The 19,287-nt window shown below is 51.6% G+C and carries 11 protein-coding genes; 5 read left to right on the forward strand and 6 right to left on the reverse strand.

Annotated features, from left to right (window positions below; translation table 11 throughout):
- Window positions 1-45: 45 nt before the first annotated feature.
- The 5 genes from Pan54_RS06200 to Pan54_RS06220 all read right to left on the reverse strand — a co-directional run bounded on the left by Pan54_RS06200 (window position 46) and on the right by Pan54_RS06220 (window position 9,363).
- A complete protein-coding gene (locus Pan54_RS06200) occupies window positions 46-1,467 on the reverse strand; it encodes a c-type cytochrome domain-containing protein (protein WP_242631237.1) in 1,422 nt (473 codons plus the stop codon).
- A gap of 60 nt (window positions 1,468-1,527) precedes the next feature.
- Complete coding sequence (locus Pan54_RS06205; RefSeq protein ID WP_242631238.1) at window positions 1,528-3,774, reverse strand: DUF1549 domain-containing protein; 2,247 nt, start codon at window positions 3,772-3,774, stop codon at window positions 1,528-1,530.
- Window positions 3,775-3,820: 46 nt separating this feature from the next.
- Window positions 3,821-6,304 (reverse strand): PPC domain-containing protein, encoded by a 2,484-nt coding sequence (locus tag Pan54_RS06210; RefSeq protein WP_146502677.1) that lies wholly within the window; start codon window positions 6,302-6,304, stop codon window positions 3,821-3,823.
- A gap of 49 nt (window positions 6,305-6,353) precedes the next feature.
- A complete protein-coding gene (locus tag Pan54_RS06215) occupies window positions 6,354-7,748 on the reverse strand; it encodes a DUF1501 domain-containing protein (RefSeq protein ID WP_146502678.1) in 1,395 nt (464 codons plus the stop codon).
- A gap of 310 nt (window positions 7,749-8,058) precedes the next feature.
- Window positions 8,059-9,363, reverse strand: a complete 1,305-nt coding sequence (locus Pan54_RS06220; RefSeq protein ID WP_146502679.1) for a PQQ-binding-like beta-propeller repeat protein — start codon at window positions 9,361-9,363, stop codon at window positions 8,059-8,061.
- 665 nt (window positions 9,364-10,028) lie between these two features.
- Between Pan54_RS06220 and Pan54_RS06225 the strand changes: the two genes are divergently transcribed.
- From Pan54_RS06225 to Pan54_RS06235, 3 genes are all read left to right on the forward strand, one after another.
- On the forward strand, window positions 10,029-10,910 hold the full coding sequence (locus tag Pan54_RS06225; protein WP_146502680.1) for a hypothetical protein: 882 nt from the start codon (window positions 10,029-10,031) through the stop codon (window positions 10,908-10,910).
- Window positions 10,911-10,999: 89 nt separating this feature from the next.
- Entirely contained in the window at window positions 11,000-11,746 is a 747-nt protein-coding gene (locus Pan54_RS06230; RefSeq protein ID WP_146502681.1) for an SDR family NAD(P)-dependent oxidoreductase, read from the forward strand.
- 95 nt (window positions 11,747-11,841) lie between these two features.
- Window positions 11,842-13,392, forward strand: a complete 1,551-nt coding sequence (locus tag Pan54_RS06235) for a PQQ-binding-like beta-propeller repeat protein (RefSeq protein ID WP_146502682.1) — start codon at window positions 11,842-11,844, stop codon at window positions 13,390-13,392.
- A gap of 222 nt (window positions 13,393-13,614) precedes the next feature.
- On the opposite strand, the gene Pan54_RS06240 is transcribed toward Pan54_RS06235, so the two are convergent.
- Window positions 13,615-16,554, reverse strand: coding sequence for an SMP-30/gluconolactonase/LRE family protein (locus Pan54_RS06240; protein ID WP_146502683.1), 2,940 nt, complete (start codon window positions 16,552-16,554; stop codon window positions 13,615-13,617).
- A 214-nt stretch (window positions 16,555-16,768) separates the two neighbouring features.
- On the opposite strand from Pan54_RS06240, the gene Pan54_RS06245 reads away from it, so the two are divergent.
- Window positions 16,769-18,166 carry a hypothetical protein gene (locus Pan54_RS06245; RefSeq protein ID WP_146502684.1) on the forward strand — a complete coding sequence of 466 codons (1,398 nt, stop codon included), beginning with the start codon at window positions 16,769-16,771 and terminating at the stop codon, window positions 18,164-18,166.
- Window positions 18,167-18,222: 56 nt separating this feature from the next.
- Entirely contained in the window at window positions 18,223-19,224 is a 1,002-nt protein-coding gene (locus Pan54_RS06250) for a Kelch repeat-containing protein (RefSeq protein ID WP_146502685.1), read from the forward strand.
- Window positions 19,225-19,287: the final 63 nt, after the last annotated feature.

Genomic DNA, 19,287 nt, shown 5'->3' on the forward strand with positions numbered 1-19,287 from the left:
TGGAGCAATGCAGACGTTTGTCTGCTGCAGGTAATTACAATCAGCTCAGGGAAACTTCCATGAGTGCAGGTTTCCGGCTGTGTCTCCGACCAGGACTGTGGAGCCGTCGCTTGCCACCGCGACTCTGGTCGGCAGCAGTTGTACGCCTGGCGGAAGCTGACTCTTGGCAGTTTCTTCGGCGGTAATGGTAAACTTTTTCAGTTCGTTCCCCTCAGCCGACCAGATCTTAACGGTCCCATCGCGGCCACAGGTGGCGAGTTCCCCGTTCGGTCCGAATTGGCAGTCGAGCACGCCATCCGTGTGAGCGTTTGGTCTGTTCGCCAGTGGCCAGCCATCTTTCACATCCCACCAGACGACTGTGCCGTCCTCACTACAGGAAGCAACGACACCCGAGTCGCTTCTCCAGGAGAGAGCGCGAACAGATTTCTTATGTTCGGAAAGTGGTAGTATCACTCCCCCGGACTTACCGTCCCAGATGTGAATATTGCCGATCCTGTCCGCAGTTGCCAGATATTTTCCGTCAGGTGAAAAGGCGACGGCAGTGACCCAGTCGGTGTGCTTATCAATGGTTGCCTTGAGGCTGCCATCTTCGGTGGAAAAGAGTTTCACGAGTCGGCTCGTGCAACCGATCGCCACCAGTTTCTCGTCAGGTGAGATATCAGCCGCCATGATCGCGTCGGGCTCGTCGCCCACGCTAGCCAGTCGTTTCCCTGTGGCCACATCAAAGAGCACAACAGATCCACTTTGAACGGGCTTGCCGCCAGCAGCCAGGAGCAGACGCCCGGATCGGCTGAATGTGAGCACGAGCGGCTCTCCCTCTGGAAACGGGATTGCTCCATATGAACTATGAGTTGTCGGGTCGAACAGCTTGATCTCGCCATAGCCACTTGTGGCAACAACAGGTGCCCGCGAACTGGCGGCAATGGCCAGTAGTGGATACGGACGCAACGTGGTCACGCTGGGGAAAGTCGACAGGTTCACCGGAACAGCACCTGGTCCCGCTTCATCTGTCGGAGTCGTGGCTTTGAAGCCCAGTGTCCGCATTTCGGCCACAGAACTTCCTGCGTTTTCACGCAGCCCGGAATCTATCCATTTCTTGATCAGTTCGATCACTTCAGGAGAGAGGGGATCACCATCAGGTGGCATCCGCTCCCCGTCTTCTGTCGATGTCAACACTTCAATCAGACGACTCGCTGAAGACCGACCGGCCACCACGATTTCACCGCCGCCGCTCCCTTTGATCGTGTTTGCGTAATTCGCAAGATTCAGCCCGGCTTCCTGCTTTCCGTCTCCATGGCAGGTCGCACAATTTTTTTTAAGAATTGGAAAGACATGATCCTCATAGGTGACTGGCTTGTCTGTGTCCTTTTCTTTGCCGTCATCAGCACAGACATAAGGACTGCTGGCCAGAAGGACCGCTGCCGAAAGTACGGGCAGCGATAAGTGGCTGAGCAGGAAATTCATCATTATCTCCGAATCGAGTAAGTGTGATCTTTTTTGGTGGGGAGGCAAATTCGAGTCAATGTGTCAGTGATTGAAGAGGAACTCACTCGAGTTGATCAGTCCGGCGAAGATATCCTCATAAACGGTCGATGGATTTTCCTCATTCACGAGTTCGCGAATCATCTGCATTTCTGCTGTTGTTGGACGACGGGAGAGAACGCGTATAAAAATCGCCTCGATAACACCTTCAGGTGTAGATTGACTTTCGATGATCTTCTTCAGCACTCCGCGAGTAGCCGCCGTGTGCACTCTTGGGCCGGAGGTGTCGCCCACGAGCAAGTGCATGACCTGCGTAAGTGAGGGATCGGTCCTTGTGTCGCAGGCGCAAACCGTATCTCGGGGAGACTGGCCGAAAGTATCGAGTACGAAATCACCAGTGGCTGTATAGTAATGATGCCGATTGATGTAGTTGATGGCCTTAGTGCCAGTCGGGGTCTTGGGGAATGAACGTGGCTCACCGGTTACGGCCACAATTGAATCTAACATGACATCGGCTCGAAGTCGTCGGAGTTGAGCGTGTGAGAACTGTCGCTGATCATCCTTACCGGAAGGTGTCGGTTCGATCGAAAGCTGGTACACCCTCGAATTGCAGATGTCTCGAACCATAGGCCGCAGTTTTCGGCCGTGTTCTGCAAACCGAGCCGCAAGTGCTTCGAGCAAGGGACCGTTAGCCGGAGGATTCGTTGCCCGGAAGTCATCAACCGGATCGACAATTCCCACACCAAACAGGTGAGCCCACAACCGGTTCACGATATTCCGATTAAACAGATCGTTTTCAGGATCTTTGATCCAGGCTGCCAAGGCTCGTCGGGGATCGCCTTCGCCGCCGACTGGTTCGACTTCACCGAGGAGTTTAGCCGGAACGGGACGGCCATCGAGGGCATGCTTTGCTGGCGGGGCAGAAGGATCGAAAATGACGGTCCTGTCGCGACTGTCGCTGCCAGTTTTTCGCTCCACACAGGTGAAGAAACTGACGAAGCCGTAATAGTCGTCCATCGTCCAGCGATCAAAGGGATGATTGTGGCATTCTGCACATTGCATCCGCACGCCGAGAAAGAGTTGGGAGTAATCGGCTGCCAGCACTTTGGGATTCAGTTTGTAGTCTTTAATGAGCATCGTGTAGAGGCCGGTCTGGCCATCGATGTTCGTACTGCCGACTGCAGTTGTCATATCGGCAACCACTTCGTCGAACGGTCGGTCGGCGGCAATCTGATCACGCAGCCAGGCATTGAAAGCGTTTGCCGGCTTGTGAGAGTCGGCTCGCCCCGTGTAGTCCTGGCTGTTGATCCGGAACAACTCCCCCCAAAGTGCGGTGATGTAGTCGGTGAAGTCTTCACTATCGAGTAGAGTATCGATTTTCTGCGACCGTTTGTCGGCCGAAGTGTCAGCCATAAAGGCCTCGTATTCCTCGACTGTCGGAGGCCGGGCGGCAAGGTCGAGCGTGACCCGCCTGAGGAATGTTTCGTCGTCGCAGAGTTCTGAAGGTGCAATCCGCAATTTTTGCAGTCTCTCAAAGACGAGCCGATCAATAAAGTTATTCTCCGGCGGATTGGGCCAGGTAAAACCTTCAATGGATGGCAGCACGATCACCTCGGCTCCGACGGTAAACCGACTGAATCGCGCAAATACAGTTGTGTCTCCCGGCCCCTTGGAGGAGACGCGGCCGTCAGGGTCGATTTCGGCTACGCTCGAATTGTTGGTGCCGAACAAAGCCAGATGAGTGACATCGCGGGTCGAGCCGTCGGCATAGGTCGCCGTCACTTGCAGATCTACAGTATCACTGGCCTTGTCAAATACAATTGAAGGTTTAGAAACTTCGATTCCCGCCACCTCTGGCACGTTGCCGACGTCATCGGGGGCTCCTGCCTCAATCCAGGCGATGAGGACTTTTGCCAGATCGCTGTCACGTTCAAATCGCTTGCCCCCGGTGTGAGGCACGGCACCAATGGCTTTGAGAAGCAGCAGGCTTTCCTGGGGGAGAGCTGTGTTCACACGACGTCCCGGCATCTCCGCGACTGTCCGTCGGTAGTCACCGTCTGGATCGTAGCCAAACAGCGAAAGCATAAAACCATCCTTGCCGCGGGCCGAACCGTGACAGGTACCAGAATTGCATCCTGCCCGAAAAAAGACCGGCATGACATCACGCCGGAAACTTGGCACGATCGAACTGCTTGAGTCAGTCTTGTCGCCGAGGGAATCGGCAGCATGGATGACATTCGGGAACAATGACAAACCTGCAATCAGCAGAGTCAGAATTGATTTGAAATTCACAGTAATTAGCCTTTGTTTGTTTCTGCGTTCTGATTTGTCCGTATGGTTACTTTTCAAGTCTCGGGTCGATTCTCAGCTTGCCCGAACCCGTTCTCAGGAGAATATCTTCGCCGCCGACAATGAACCGCACTTCACAATTAAGTTCGCCAACCAGACCGAGCAATGCTTCGTCGTGTGCCTCAAGTTCCACTTCAACCTCATTGGACGTTTTATCGATAGTTGGCTCAGGCCCGACCGCTACCAGACCGACTGGCAGGCCAAGCATGCGAACACTCGCCTGTCCCTCGTAGGGACGTAACTGTTTGACGGTCCAGCGGTACTTGATTTTATTGCCCCGGCGGACACTTTGTGGTTCACTCGCAAGCGATACAAACGGCTCGGCGACCTCGATATTAATGACTTCCGACGAGACTCTCACACGTTCAGAACCCTGATCCGTGTCACCTCTGACCGAGCTATTTTCTCGTCCACCTCGAGCCTGAGTCGTGGTGACCATGACATAGAGCGGCGAGCTGCCAAGTTTCGCGCTTGCATTGGCAGAGAGCGTCAGATTGGCTGTGCTTTCTCCGGAGGGGATGATCTCAGCTGGCGATGTGCCGACGCCTGGTGGTGCGAATTCACACTGTATTTCAAGGGGTTCGTCGCACCACGGTTGCCGCACGATCCGTACGGGGATTGTGAGTTCGGACCCTCGCATCAGCGGCTGCTTGGGTGCATCGAGTATGACCTCGAATCCCGCTGGTTCACTGATTGCGGTCGCAAATCGATCTACTCGAATGTTTCGCCACGGATAGTGTGAATACGATACCCGCTGCAAGTTCTGTTGATTGACGGTTACGAATGGATCGCCTCCTTCAGCAGGTTGAGCCTTGATTTGAATGATTGATGCTGAAAGGGGGGCGTCCTCATCAGCGATGAGCGTCATCGGCCAGGCTGACTGCAGGGATGGAAGTTGTGATGACAGCATTCTCACACCGGGGGGCAGTCCTTCAACCGAGAAATCGAGAGGCCCGGTAATGTTGCTCCCCTGAGCAGGGTAGAGCGAAAGCTTCACCGTCCAGCGACTCCCTCGTGGCACGGACAGCGACGTCTTTCGCGGCCTCTCAGGTTTATATCCCTCAAACGGAAGGCCAATGTGGAGAATATTTTCGGGTGGAGCGATTTCAACACGATAAACGTGAGTGGGGCCGCCGACACCACGCGGATCGAAGACTTCAAGAACATAGTCGCCATCCTGCTTAGGAGTCCAGATGACGGACGGGTCAAATGTATCAGGGAAATCGCCTTGCCCGCCAAAGATGTCGCGTTCAGGTCGCGTCGCGTCGTCGGCTTGAAGTTCAATAGTTCCAAGTTCTCCTGACGGATCGACAGGTCGCAACCGGATTGAAGGATCCACTGGCGAGCCGAGTGCTTTGGCCCATACTCGTACCTGCAACGGCACACTCTTTTTCACAGTGATGCGAAAGCGGTCTGTCTCGTCTGAATTGGCGAGAATCCCATTTACCGCAACTGGGATTGCAGACACAACAGTCTCATTTTCACCGGAAGATTCAAGTACATTGGGAAACGGGCTCGATCGCATAGGGAGTGGTGATGGTGCGTCGCCCATGAGTGGAAATGTACCACTTGACTTGGGCAGCGAGATCGTTTGTGAAACCGGGCCGAGTGGGTCTCCCAGCAATTCGACTGAGAGTGACGAACCAGTCGGTCCACCAAGTGGATAAGCGGCCAATGGTCGGAAGAACCGGCCTATGTGGATCGCGTATTCCCTCGCTTCTGGAATAAACATCGACCGTTGCAGGATAATCGTGTAGTCACCATCGACTGGCAGCTTCATCGACAAAAGTGGATCCTGGCGATTCAGCGATGAGTCATCATTTTTTGCGATCCGTTTTCCGGATGGGTCGAGAATTGTGACGACGGAATCGTAACCGTCGGGTACAGGATTCCACCGAAGATCGTCGCCCATTTTGACCATGTCAACTTCAACAGAAAGTCTTTGACCGGCTTTGCCAGCCACGCGGAAACAGTCGACATCCTCATAGGAACTGTTGGAAAGAGTACCTCTAACGGTGATGTCTGAATCGATCAGCAGAGCCGTTTCCGGGGTATCGTTTGTGTTGGCTTTGGTCTCTTCTTCATCGATGACAGGAAAGGGCCCCACATGAACCGTACCCATTGATGAGAGTCCCACAGCAGTGAGGACGCGGAAAGGATGCTCGCCGGGTCGGCAGTCCGTCTCGACCTCGAGCTGACAGATGAGCCGCTGCTTTTTGGAATCGAACTGAGTACCGACGCAACGAATACCAGTTTGATCGCCGCTCTTATCATCCGGTCCTACGGAATGATCTGGGTAGAACAGCACGTCAATTGCTTCATGCCGCCATCGATCGATCACAATTTCACTTGTTGTGCCTCGTCCAACAAGCCGTGGAGTCACTCCGGCGATCCACGGGTCAGCCGAAACGAGACCACTCGATAGTACGAAGCAGATTAATAATGAAAGAATTGGCCCAATGAACGCGCGCATGCTGCTCTTGCTCCTGCAGGAAAAATCTCATCGACACTTATCGGATAAGCTAACTGATCAGCGGTTTGACGACCTGAGCATCGCGAATAATTTCGATAGGTCGCGTACCAAAAGCGACCAGCTCTTTGTTTGCATCGATCCCCATCTGGTGATAGATCGTCGCGATGAGGTTTTCAAGCGTCACCGCATCTCGGACAGGTTCGCCACCTGTTGAGTCGCTGGCACCGTGAACGAGGCCTCGCTGGAAACCACCACCAGCGAGCATCATTGAATAGCAGCGAGCCCAGTGGTCGCGTCCACTCTCTTTATTGACCTTCGGTGTGCGGCCGAACTCGCTCGTAACCCAGACAATAGTCGTATCGAGCAAACCACGGCGATCCAAGTCGGAGACCAGTCCCGAAATTGCATAATCGAAGGGCCGCATCTGATCGAGACACGTTTTTTCGACACCGCTGTGGCAATCCCAGGACCCGTATTCCAGTGTTACGAAACGCACACCGGATTCGACAAGTCGTCGAGCAATAATCAGCCGCTCGGCCAGTCCTTTGGGGTGAAGCCTGCCATCAGGTCCTTTGATGTCACCTGTAACCTCGCTGCCATACAATTCGAATGTCTCATCGGTTTCACTATCAAATGAGAAAGCATTCTGGGCATCAGCTGAGGTCAGGAGTGAGTAAGCTCGATAGTGGAACTCATCCATTGTATCGAGCAGAACCGGATTGGCTTCGAGTCCGCGGATTCGCTGTTCGACCATGTCGCGAACCGCCCGTCTCCGCTGGAGCTGTTCGAGTGAGAGGTCAGCAGGCAATGAGAAGTCACGAACGCGGAAGTTCTTCTTCTGTGTTGCCGGGTCGCCGCCAGTTTCGAACGGACCATGGATGCTCGGGAGAAACCCCGTCCCCCCGCTGGAGGCATTCTTACCGGGAATCGCGATATAACAGGGGAGTTCGCCACGGGCCCCGAGTTCGTGCGAAACGACCGATCCGATCTGCGGGTAGTCGATCACCGTCGAAGGCGTGTAACCAGTGTGCAGGTGATAGGTTGCCAGCCCGTGGTCGGGAATCTTCCCCACGACGGAACGGACTACTGTGATCTTGTCAGCAATGCCCGCCAGCATCGGCAGGTTATCGCTGAACACATCGCCAGTTCTCGTTTTAACTACGCCAAAGGAGCCACGATATTCAACCGGCGCTTCGGGCTTAGGATCGAATGACTCATGATGCGGAAATCCGCCGGGTAAGTTGATCTGAATCACGCTCATGGCACGTGGTTCTATCTTTTTCCCTGAAGCGCCTGCTGTTGGCGAGGTTTCCTCAGCCTGCAGTCGAAACAGATCGGCCATCGACAATCCGAGCGTGCCGAGTACACCCGCCTGAAGGACCTGACGGCGCGGCATCGATCGGAAACCAGTACAGCCGTGAACAGAATCGTGGAATGAGCTCATATGTATAGTCCTGCAAATAGTGAAACATGCATATATGACTTTACATAAAAGCAGCCTGTGAAGCAAATTCAAATTCCGGTAGTGAATTTCCCAATGCGGCCTTCCTTGGAGGCTGTCACAACATTCCGCAATTATCTAACCGAATTCTCGATAACTTATCGATCAAAGAACTGGTGCAAACGACAGGAAACATCTGATTAGCAGTTGAGGAGTGTGTTCCCTATCCACTGTTTGCGGGTGATTGCACAGAAAATGACCGAAATTCCTGGAGACTTCCTGAATCGAAATAAGCTGTAATGCAGGCATTCCCTCATTCCGCAGAGAGATCAACTCGAATGCATTGATTATCGTTGCGGATGAATGCGCTTTTATTCGCATAGGCAGGGGCACTCCAGACGACATCTCGACCAAAGGCGACATTGGTCGGCTCGATGACTTTCATGGAATCGATTTCTTCATAACCCTCGCGTGAAATTTTCGCGATGATCAGCTCTCCATGCTCGTTGAAGAGAAAAAAGCGATCTCCATGTTTCACAATGAGAGCCGTGCCGGAACCAAGTGGTCGTTCTGAATGGAGCGGCTCGGAAGTCTCCCAGAGGCGTTCGCCCGTCGGTAAATCGATGCCATACATTTGGCCGTTCTGATCCAAACCAATTATCGTTTCATCGATCAGAAAAGGTTGTACATTCACTGGAGAGATTGCCATACGTGGCTGATCTCGCCATACCGTTTTGGCTTCCGCTTTTTTGGGATCGAGTTCGATCAAAATATTCTTATTGCTGTACCCACCTACGTAGAGCAGATTTTTGTGGTGTATTGGAGACATGATGATTGAACCATTGCTGGCTTCATAAGGTTCTGTCCAGTATTCCTTTCCTGTCTCTGGATTCACCGAGGAAATTCCTTCAGGATGAGCGAGAACAAGCTGGCGTGTCCCACCTGCATTGATAATGGTAGGGGGAGAATAACCCTGCTCGCGGGAAGTTAATGTTCGCCAAATCTCTTCGCCGGTTTTCAGGTCAAGTGCGATACAATGACTTCCCTTTCCACCAGCCAATGTGATCAGCTTGTTCCCATCGATGAGCGGATGAGCGGCATAGCCCCAGAGAGGAGTTTTCGTGTTGTAATCTTCTGGAAGATTCTTCGACCAGATCACGTTGCCGGTTTTGGCTTCGAAGCAAAATAGATTTCCTTCTGCTCCCAGAGTGTAAACATGACCTTTATAAAGATTTGGGGTGCAGCGTGGCCCAGCAGGGTAGGAAATTGAGTATTTAACGGGATACTCATGCTTCCAGATTTGTTTGCCTGATTTCTCGTCCAGACACAAAACGCGTTCAGTTCCTGAAAACTGCTTGCGATCAAAGTTGGCAACTTTAACATCATCGCTGGTGACATAGTCGGTTACATAGACGCGACCATCTGCAACTGCCGGGCCAGAATACCCTCCGCCAATTTCTGCTTTCCAGAGAATTCGTGGCCCATCCTCGTTGAATTCAGAAACAATGCCGTTTGCTTTCCAGACGTTGTCACGGTTCGGTCCCATCCATTGTGGCCATTCCTCTGCGTGTGCAATTGAATGGAGAGAAAGCACAAGAAGAAAGGTAAGACGCTGCATCGAATTGCTCCATCTGGTTCAAAGAATTGAGTTGTCACTGATGATATGCTCCGAATCGTCAAATCACAATTCTGCACATCGGATTGCTGATGGCATGGACTCCGTCGACTGTTCATTGTCGCAGATTTATGTATTGGTCTCCCCGTTTTTCACGCCGTTCGAAATGCTCCGCTCGTGTCATTTGGTATGAAATTGCAATAAATCGAGCCCGTCCCGGTGGCCACTCCACCTGTTATCACTCTTTCGATACTGGAACTCCATTGGTAATTGAAATCAATCAATTTACGCATTTGGAGAGATCTTCAGAGGTAATTAAGCGTGCTCAGAGCCACTTTGAGCCGTAAATAGGTGCTTGGGCATTTTACATAGGGTATGCGAGTCGGAGAGATATTCTCTCTCCACTTACCAGCGAGGTGCAAAAATGATGTCCGTTCGCAGGAAGAGCATCGATAATCACAATACAGAGATCTCTTGATTTAGAAACGGAACGAAAAATCCTGTTGACTTCAAACCTTGGGTTTGTCCCTTGCTTCGCTACCATAGTTTCAAGACACACGAACGCTCTGTTCCAACTGAAAAATTAGGGTGCCAGTAGCACACACCCCGAAGTATTAATCGAAACAATCCAATTGTAATAAATTTCCTCACGGCTCGCGGGACTGAACATGAATGGCAAACAAAACCGTTTCGCAATCAGATTAATGATCGGCTGCGGTCTGTTTCTGATGCTTAGCGGTTGCTTTCATGTTGTCGCATTTATTATGGAGGGAGATTCCTGGAGTGGTCCAATTTCCTGGCGAAAACCGATTCTATTCGGTATTTCGACTGGAGTAACCCTCCTCTCACTTTCCTGGGTAGCGGGACTGGTTCTGACAAAAAAACGCGATTCCTTCAGTTTTAGTCTTGTTGGAATTTTTCTTGTTGCTGAGGTCATGTTGATCACGATGCAGACCTGGCGGTCTGAGCGTTCCCACTTCAATATCGTTTCAACCTTGAACTCATCCGTACAATTAACAACTGAATTATTGATAACGATGAGTGTGATTGTGATTGCAGATTTGACGTTGCGATCTTTCGATTGTTTGAATGTCCCGATAGACATGAAGTGGGCCATCCGTGGCGGAATGAGTTTATTGCTGACTGGTTGTCTGATCGGTTTCCTCATTCTTGGAATCGGCTACCTTGAGTTGTCGTTTGGGAAAGCTCCCGAGACATTTGGTGCCAAAGGCGTGCTCAAATTTCCGCATGGTATCCCGCTGCACGCAATTCAAGTATTACCGCTGATTTCGTGGCTATCAGAGCGTTTCGGTTATGAAACTCAAACCAGACTGTTGCTGGTTCAAACCGGGCTTGCGCTGGTTGTCGCGTTCACTGGATTTGGACTGATGCAGACGTTTACGGGACGTTCTCGATTTGAAAGCTGGCCCGGCCTTTATCTGTATTTGGGCTTTACTATCGTTCTGATTGGTTCATGGCTTATTTCCACAAGAAGTCGATTGATGAAGCAAAAGGTATCTGTCTCGGTCCCCTCATCCCTGAAGGAATAGAAAATAACTGATCAGGAATTTGGCTAAGCCGCGGCAATGGCTATAGTCAAATAAATGACATTCAACCGCTTATTTGCAAAGTATATTTTATGAGTACTCTCGTTTTCGGGGCGACTAGCACAATAGGAAATGCACTGATTGAAAATCTCTTAAAGCGCGGGCAAAAGGTTGTCGCCGCCGGTCGAGATCATCAAAAGCTTGATCAACTGGCTGCCAAATTTAGTGTAGCTACACAAATCATAGATTTATCTCAGCCAGAAACATTCCAATCGGCGGTTGCTTTCACCATCGATAAATTTGGAAAGCTTGATGGTGTAGTGAATTTGATCGGCAGTTTGTATCTGAATAACTGCAGCCAAACGTCATTTGAGGATTGGCAGGAAGTGATTGATGTGAATCTGAATTCCTGTTTTCATGTGTTAAAAGCTTCCTTGAAACCAATGCAGAAGACTGGTGGCTCGATTGTATTTGTAACTTCCGTGGCATCCGAAATTGGAATGTCAAACCACGAAGCCATAGCCGCTGCCAAAGCGGGGGTTGCTGGATTAGCAAGAGCAGCAGCTGCCAGTTATTCAAATCGAAATATTCGAGTCAATTGTGTTGCCCCAGGATTCACCGTCACGGAAATGACTCGAAAAATTTGGGAAAATGATCAATCCCGACAACTGTCAGAATCAATGAATCCACTCGGGACATTAGGAGAGCCACAGTATATCTCTTCATGTATTAGTTGGCTTCTGGATGAAGAAAACAAATGGGTTAACGGCCAGGTGATCTCTGTCGACGGTGGCATGTCGACCGTATTGCCTAAACCGAGGGCCAGGTTAAGTTCGTGATGGAAGTTCTGCACATGCTAATTCTTGATTAAGAATTATGCATGGACATGGATCAGCACATATGGCAGTGAATCCATCAACCCGTGCATTTCAAAATGGATTCCAACATATTCCACTACAACTCAGGTAAGAAGATGAGTATGTATTTGAGAGACTCTGTGTTATTGATAGCACTTTCCTGCGTTGCTACGTATGCAGATGACTGGCCACGTTTTCGCGGATCCGCTGGTTCTGGCGTTGTCGAAAATTCTGAGTCTCTGCCAAATCAATGGTCGCCGACCGTGAATCTTGCCTGGAAGTTACCTCTCCCAGGACCTGGAGCGTCCAGTCCGATCATAATTGGTAACAAAGTTATAGTGACATGCTATTCCGGATATGGGCTTGATCCCAATCATCCAGGCGAGATCGAAAGTTTAGTTCGCAATCTCCTGTGCGTCGATCTGAGAACAGGCACGTTACTGTGGCAAAATAATGTGAAGGCTTCGTTACCTGAAGATCTTTATGATCAGTCTGGAGTTTCATCGCACGGGTATGCATCGCACACACCTGTTTCCGATGGAGAAAATATTTACTGTTTCTTTGGCAAAGGGGGCGTCTATGCCTTTGATCTCAATGGCAACGAACTATGGCATGCGAATGCAGGAAAGGAATCTGATCCTCCTAAATGGGGATCCTCCTCAAGTCCTGTTCTTTACAAGAATACATTGATCATCACTGCTTCAGCCGAAAGTCAATCAATCATTGGCTTCGATAAAGTGACAGGAAAAAAGAAATGGCAACAGGAAGCAACAGGCTTGGATGGTATGTGGGGCACGCCCATATTAGTGGAAGTCGACAGCCAGCGAACAGACCTTGTGATGCTGGTCTCTGGAGAACTTTGGGGGCTCGATCCAGAAACTGGTCAACTGCGATGGTACTCGGAGGCAACAGGTTCTCAGCAGGCCTACACGAGCGTAATTTCACTTGGACACCAGGTGTTTGCTTTTTCAGGGCAGGGTAGTCGAAGTTTAACATTAGAGATCGACGGACTGGGAAATATTGAGGACGATTACACTGTGTGGACAAGTTCAGTCAGTGCAACGTATGCATCGCCCGTACTTCATCAATCAAAAGTGTATGTCGTTTCGAATGGTATTCTCACAGCTGTAGATAGTAAGTCAGGCAAGCGACTCTTACAAATTCGCTTAAAAGATTTTCAGCAGACTGGTAACGCTCGTTTTGGCTCACTTGACTATGCATCACCTGTCGTTGTGGATAATCGACTGTTTTATTTGAATGCAAGTGGACAAGCGTACGTTTTTGGGCTGGAGGATGATGTGGAACTGTTGGCGGTCAACAAGATCACGACAGAGAATGAGAACTTCTGGGGTTCACCTGCAGTAAGCAACGGACGAATGGTGCTGCGTAGTTCGGCGAATCTTTATTGTATTGCAAAAAGTGGAAGCCCCATTGAAAATCAAAAACCAGAGGCGACCGAGTTCGATGTCGCTGAATTACAGCAGCATGCCGAAAAGCCGCGAAATAATCCCGTCCATGTGATCGATCAGAGCGAAGAATATGTTGATGAAATTATTGATGCTGAGGGTGAACGAACGAAGAACACTCGTTTAAAGCGACCTCGCCGTCCAGTCTCAGAGAGCGATTAAACCGTCTGAGCATATTCTAAAATAAATTGCAGCGTTATTCAGAAGTAAACCCAGCGTTTTCGGGCGATTGACAAATTATGCTGCAGGGATTGATCATAATCCCGTGTCCACTCTACCTGGGTAAGTCCATGTTAGCGTCAGCAGATCAGCCCGCTGTTCCACGTCTTCGGTCAACTTCTGTTGATCTGATGATCACCGACTCTCGGATCGAGCGTAAGTAATTCAGTTCTTCTGCTGCATCAGTTGCCAGGATCGTCCAGGCCGATCGACACGGAAGTGGACCACGCGAGTGGACTCCACTTCAGTCACATACGCCGTCCTTCCGTTTGGTCCGCCGAAGCAAATGTTGCTCGGTTGCGTCCCCAGTACATCGATTTCCTGGAGAATTTCACCACTGGGTGACATCTTGACAACCGTGCCTTTCCCATACCTGGTGATGTACAAGTTCCCGTCCACATCGGCCCGCATGCCGTCAAACCCGTGGTCGGCAAATTGGCGGACGAGCTGCTTTTCCCCCAGTGAACGATCAGCGTTAATCGGAAACGCCCAGACATTTCGTTGCACACTTTCATTCACATACAGCGTTTTTTCATCAGAGCTGACTTCAATCCCGTTCGTAGTTCCCATCTGACTGGCCACCAGAAGCGTGCTGCCATCTGGATCAATTCGCCAAATCTGACCAGTTCCTTCATTCCAGTTCGGATCACTTGCAAAAATTGTCCCGTCTTTGGTGATGGCTAAATCATTGGGTTGATTCATGGCTGGGTTGTGGGCAAATGTGCGGATCTGTTTTGTGTCGACATCCACCAGCAAAATATTATGCCCCTGATAATCGGCGACGTAGAAATCGCCGTCCGCATTGAAACGAATGCCATTCCCAATGCTGCCTTCGGGGACTTCGACAAACACAGACGCCGAGCCAGCAGGAGTCACACGGCCGATTGTTCCCTGACGCTGTAAGTTCACCGCATACAAATTGCCCGCCGCATCACAGGCAGGTCCTTCGATGCCGGGTGTGAATTCACCCTTACGGGTCAAGATTCGTGCATTCCAAAGCAGTTCTTCAACCTTGAAAGTGATTTCCTGCTGTCCGAAAAACTGCTCGGCTGGCCATGATGACCAGCTATCATCTTCACCGACACGCAATTGCCACCACCCCGCCAGATCGATCACCTGCCCACCGGAAACCATAAGGCGAGGTGACATCTCTAGTCCCGTATTGGACTGATTGCTTCGAAGCACCAGAAGATTGGTGGATTTGATCTCGGCCTCGGTTGCCCGAATTGTCCAACGCTGACCGATGCCGTCGGCTCGGCGTGAAATCAATGTTCCATTCCAGAACAGATCGAACTGTTGGTTAGTATTCTCCAGTGATACAGTCAACTCCTGCGCCTGCTTAGAGGTCCCGGTCAGATCGATCACACAACGAAACCAACTGGGAGAGTTACCCTGAGCTGCGTCTTCTTCACTCAGCGTAGTCTCCGTTGTCGGCACACCGATACGAATCCAGCGCTGACTCGATTCATTCCGCCTGCCGCTGCCGGGCGTTGCCTCGGGCACCGGCAGGCCCGTTGTCATGTAGACAGTGTTAGCGAGCAGTCGGATGAAACCGGGCTGCCTAAAATCTTTAGGATGTCCCAACGCGAAATAGTAGGTCGATCCGCCGTCAGATCGCTTATAAATCCAAGCGGCTGGTTCGGGCTCGTGTCCGTCTACATGGCCAGTCAACAGAAGTTGAGCCCCTGGTTGAAGTGGTCCGGTTTTGTACATATGCCCGCCTTGTATATATGGCTCACGCGGCACATTCTTCAGTAGTTCCAACTGGTCAGCCGACTCGGCGATACGCGTTGTCGCCAAGAGTTCGTCCGGATAACTGCCGTGATAATTGCCGCCGATGATTTCCGCATCGAATTCAGGCCAGTCCTTCAGACCGGCGGGCACATCCTCACTTCGTAGTGCAAATGCATGGCTCGTCGATCGCAATGCAATCAGCGGTTTGCCAGCGTCCAGATATTGTTTGATGAGATTCAATTGTTCGGGTGGCAATGTCCGCCTGCGGATACTCATCAGCACAACATCGGCCGATTCAATCGCTGTCAGTCCTGGAATAGAATTGCGATTCTCCTCGTCGGCATGCAGAATGGTGACCCGAAAGTCTTTGCCCAACGCGTTGACAGCGAAATTTGTCAACGATGTTTTTGTGTCGTATGGATCCTCAGCAATGACCATCACGACATTCGGTCGCTGATCTCCACGATAGCGAAACGATCTCCCACCCACGAATTGATCGGACGTGATCGTTGGACAGACAAACCGCTCGATGTGTGAAATGATTAAATCATTTCCCGAATAATGACTGACGTAAGGCCATCGATTCGGGTTGTACATTGCATCGGTCAGGTCTCGCATCAGGGCCACGTTTTTGCCGTTCTGTGCCATCTGTCGCAGGCCGAACGGGCGACCGAGTACACACATGTTGACATGCACGCCAGCCAGTAAAACATTCTTTATGCCGCGTTCCTCTAGCGCATTCCAGATTTCATCTCCACGATCAGAAATCAGATCGCATTCGGCATCAATACTGATCAACGGTGACTGTTTGCGCCAGGGCCGCCCCGGATTACGACCTTCGGCTGCCAGTTGCTCCTGCCACTTGGCCCGCCCCTGGTCACTGTCATCATTGCCACCGTCGGATTGGTCAAGCGGATACAGCGATTGTTCTTCGGCGGGAATCGAATAACACCACGAGGTGATTTCGGCAGGCAACCGATCAGCGGGTTTGGCATTGATGGCTCGCATTCGGGCAGGGTGATCGCCGTATGCATCCATACAGCCGCTTGGCGCGTGAATAATTGTCGCGCCTTGCTGGCGGGCAGCGTTCAGCGTTGCTTCCAGTCGGGGGACAAATTCGTTAAGTCTTTCCACGGCGTTGTAACAGGTGTGGGAATCCCACACATCGCAGACAATGATAGCCGTCTCACTCGGCTTCCAGACTTCGTCAGATTCCACATAATGGAACCGCAGGCCGTCCGGCCCGGTTGGTACCTGAGATCGCAGAGTGAGATTGAACGCAGGTTCCGCAGCTGCACCCGTTTGTAATAAGCCGATTACCTGAAAGAAGACAATGACAACCGGCAGCGAAAACAGTTTCAGAATTGGCATGAATACCTCTTGGGTAGGGTCTCGAATGCGGCGTGCGTGATTCTGATTCCCACTAAAACCAGCAGACATCATGACGCTGACACAATCGCGTTTACGCCATATTTTCAGGTCATACCGATTCGGGACTTTTCATCACGTGGATATTATGCGATTATGATGTCACGTGACATTAATCGTCAATGCCCGCCCGCAATTCAATTCAGGGAATCCACGAATGTTCAACGTCGGACGTCGCCAGTTTTTGCAAACATCCGCTATTCTCGCCGCCAGTGGTCTCACAGCCTCTCAACTGCATGCGGCACAGTCTGCAAGCTCAGCCGGAAATCTGCATATAGCACCGTTCCGATTTGATGTCTCTCCACCGCTGGGTCATCCGCTCTGTGGTGGCTGGATCAAGCCCGTCGTCGCTTACGATGATCCCCTCGAAGCGATTGGTTTTGTTTTGCTCGGGGCAGGGGACCCGATCGTCATTTGCTCCGTCGACTGGACAGGGCTGCTCAACGAGGCCCACGTTGAGTGGCGGAAAGCCCTCGCCGAGGCGGCAGGCACCACGCCAGATCGAGTTGCCGTGCAATGTGTGCATCAGCATAATGCACCGTTTGCCTGCCTCGAAGCCGAGCGGATGGTCGCCGCCACCAAGGATTTTACTCACATCGTCGATCTCGCTTTCTATCAGAAATGTCTTGACGCCGGACGCGCCGCGATTGAAGCGGCATTGAAACAGACAGTTCCCATCACTCACATCGCACAGGGAGAAGCGGCTGTCGAAAAAGTGGCCGGCAATCGACGAATTATTGGCCTGAATGGATTGGTTGTCGCGCAGCGGGGCAGTAGTTCCCGTAGCGAACCGCTCCGCCGATATCCCGAGGGTCTTATCGATCCCATGCTCAAAACGGTTGCCTTTTACAATGGTGAGAAAAAAGTTGTCGCCTGTCATTATTACGCCTGCCATCCGATGAGCTACTACGGAGATGGCCGCGTCTCTGCCGACTTTTGCGGACTGGCACGTCGGAAACGTCAAGCTGATGAGCCCGGTTGCCTGCATGTTTATTTCAACGGATGTGGCGGAAACATTGGGGCTGGAAAATATAACGACGGCTCTGCCGAACTGAGGCCCATTTTAACCGACCGGATTTATGCTGGAATAGTCGCCTCGGAAGCTGCGCTCACGCCCGAACCGATTCAGTCGCTGCAGTGGACCACCGCCGATATTTTACCGCCGCCCGACGAACGCTTCGATATTAATGCCCTTGTTAAGCAGATTGAGGATCCGGCTCAAAGTCCGGTTAGTAGGAATCGGCCAGCATACACCGTTTCGTACACAAGTCGCTTCAAAAAACAGATTCCGATTACGCTCTCGGCCCTGCATGTCAATCAAACGTCGCTGCTGCATCTGCCCTCCGAAAGTTTCGTGGAATATCAACTCCGCGCTCAGGGGGCGGCTCCAGATCGATTTGTTGCCTGTGCAGCTTATGGAGACGGTGGCCCGTGGTACATCCCCACCAAAGACGCCTATCCGCAAGGAGGCTATGCCGTCTCGGTCGCCTGGTGCGATCCCCAGATCGACACGCTGCTCTCGGGAGGCGTCGCTAAACTGCTCGAAAAAGCGTAGCTGGTCGACCGGATGACACGAGTTGATGACTGATTCGCGAAAAGAGGATAATCGATATGCGCTGTTATATTTTCATAATCTGTCTGGTATTGCTACCAAGCACCTCCTCGGCAGTTGCAGAAAGCCCGGCTGTTCAATGGAAGCTTGAAGGCAACGCCCCGTGGCAGGCGCGGGATTCGCAAGGCGAACTCGTCTACGATGGCAAATTGTGGATCTTTGGAGGCTGGTTCAACTCCTATGCCGCGCCACCTCGGGATGTCTGGAATTCTGCGGACGGAGCAAACTGGCAATGTGTTGAAACGTCCGCTCCCTGGATTCATTCCGATCTGCCGATGACCGTCGTTTTCAACAACCGCATGTGGCTGATGGGGGGCTGGTACAACGGACGTCTGCCTGGACACGAAGCCGGTAATCTCGTCTGGTCCAGCACGGACGGTAAAAACTGGGATCAAGCCGGGCCAGCCCAGTGGTCGCCCCGCCTCGCATCCGGGCTCGTCACTCTCGATGACAAAATGTTTATGCTCGGTGGAACTGAAAATTATTACTTTGGCAATGCAGGTCATCTCAAGAACGACGTTTGGGCATCGGCAGACGGTAAAGTCTGGAGCGAAATCACGGCAGCCGCTCCGTGGAAGCCACGTGCCTATCATCAGGCTGTTACGCTCAACGGGCGTATGTACGTTTTAGGTGGTGGCAACTACGTTCCCGAATACACGGCATATAATGACGTCTGGAGTTCTGCTGATGGCAAAACCTGGCGGCAGGAAACAGCTAACGCCCCCTGGCATGCCCGCCTGTGGTTCAGTTCGGTAGTCTATCGAGATCACATCTGGGTGCTCGGTGGCTGGTCGGGCGAGCCGCACACAAACTGGAATGACGTCTGGTATTCGAAAAACGGACGCGACTGGACCCAGCTCAAAACCGAAACAATCTGGAAGCCGCGCCATGAACATTCCGCATTTGTGTTTCAAGATAAAATCTGGCTCGCCGGCGGACACGCCCAACCCTTGAGTCAGGAAGTTTGGTCACTACAACTGCCCAAAGATTTCGGCCAATAACTCTCAGAGATGACAGTCTCGATGAAAACGTAGAAAACGCTCCACCCAGTAGTCTTAAGCCTG

Origin of the sequence: Rubinisphaera italica (genome assembly GCF_007859715.1) — a bacterium.
Classification (GTDB): domain Bacteria; phylum Planctomycetota; class Planctomycetia; order Planctomycetales; family Planctomycetaceae; genus Rubinisphaera; species Rubinisphaera italica.

Coding starts and splice junctions, on each gene's coding strand:
- Pan54_RS06200 (WP_242631237.1), bottom strand. CDS start 1,467: ATGATGAATTTCCTGCTCAGCCACTTATCGCTGCCCGTACTTTCGGCA.
- Pan54_RS06210 (WP_146502677.1), bottom strand. CDS start 6,304: ATGCGCGCGTTCATTGGGCCAATTCTTTCATTATTAATCTGCTTCGTA.
- Pan54_RS06215 (WP_146502678.1), bottom strand. CDS start 7,748: ATGAGCTCATTCCACGATTCTGTTCACGGCTGTACTGGTTTCCGATCG.
- Pan54_RS06220 (WP_146502679.1), bottom strand. CDS start 9,363: ATGCAGCGTCTTACCTTTCTTCTTGTGCTTTCTCTCCATTCAATTGCA.
- Pan54_RS06225 (WP_146502680.1), top strand. CDS start 10,029: ATGAATGGCAAACAAAACCGTTTCGCAATCAGATTAATGATCGGCTGC.
- Pan54_RS06230 (WP_146502681.1), top strand. CDS start 11,000: ATGAGTACTCTCGTTTTCGGGGCGACTAGCACAATAGGAAATGCACTG.
- Pan54_RS06235 (WP_146502682.1), top strand. CDS start 11,842: ATGGATTCCAACATATTCCACTACAACTCAGGTAAGAAGATGAGTATG.
- Pan54_RS06240 (WP_146502683.1), bottom strand. CDS start 16,554: ATGCCAATTCTGAAACTGTTTTCGCTGCCGGTTGTCATTGTCTTCTTT.
- Pan54_RS06245 (WP_146502684.1), top strand. CDS start 16,769: ATGTTCAACGTCGGACGTCGCCAGTTTTTGCAAACATCCGCTATTCTC.
- Pan54_RS06250 (WP_146502685.1), top strand. CDS start 18,223: ATGCGCTGTTATATTTTCATAATCTGTCTGGTATTGCTACCAAGCACC.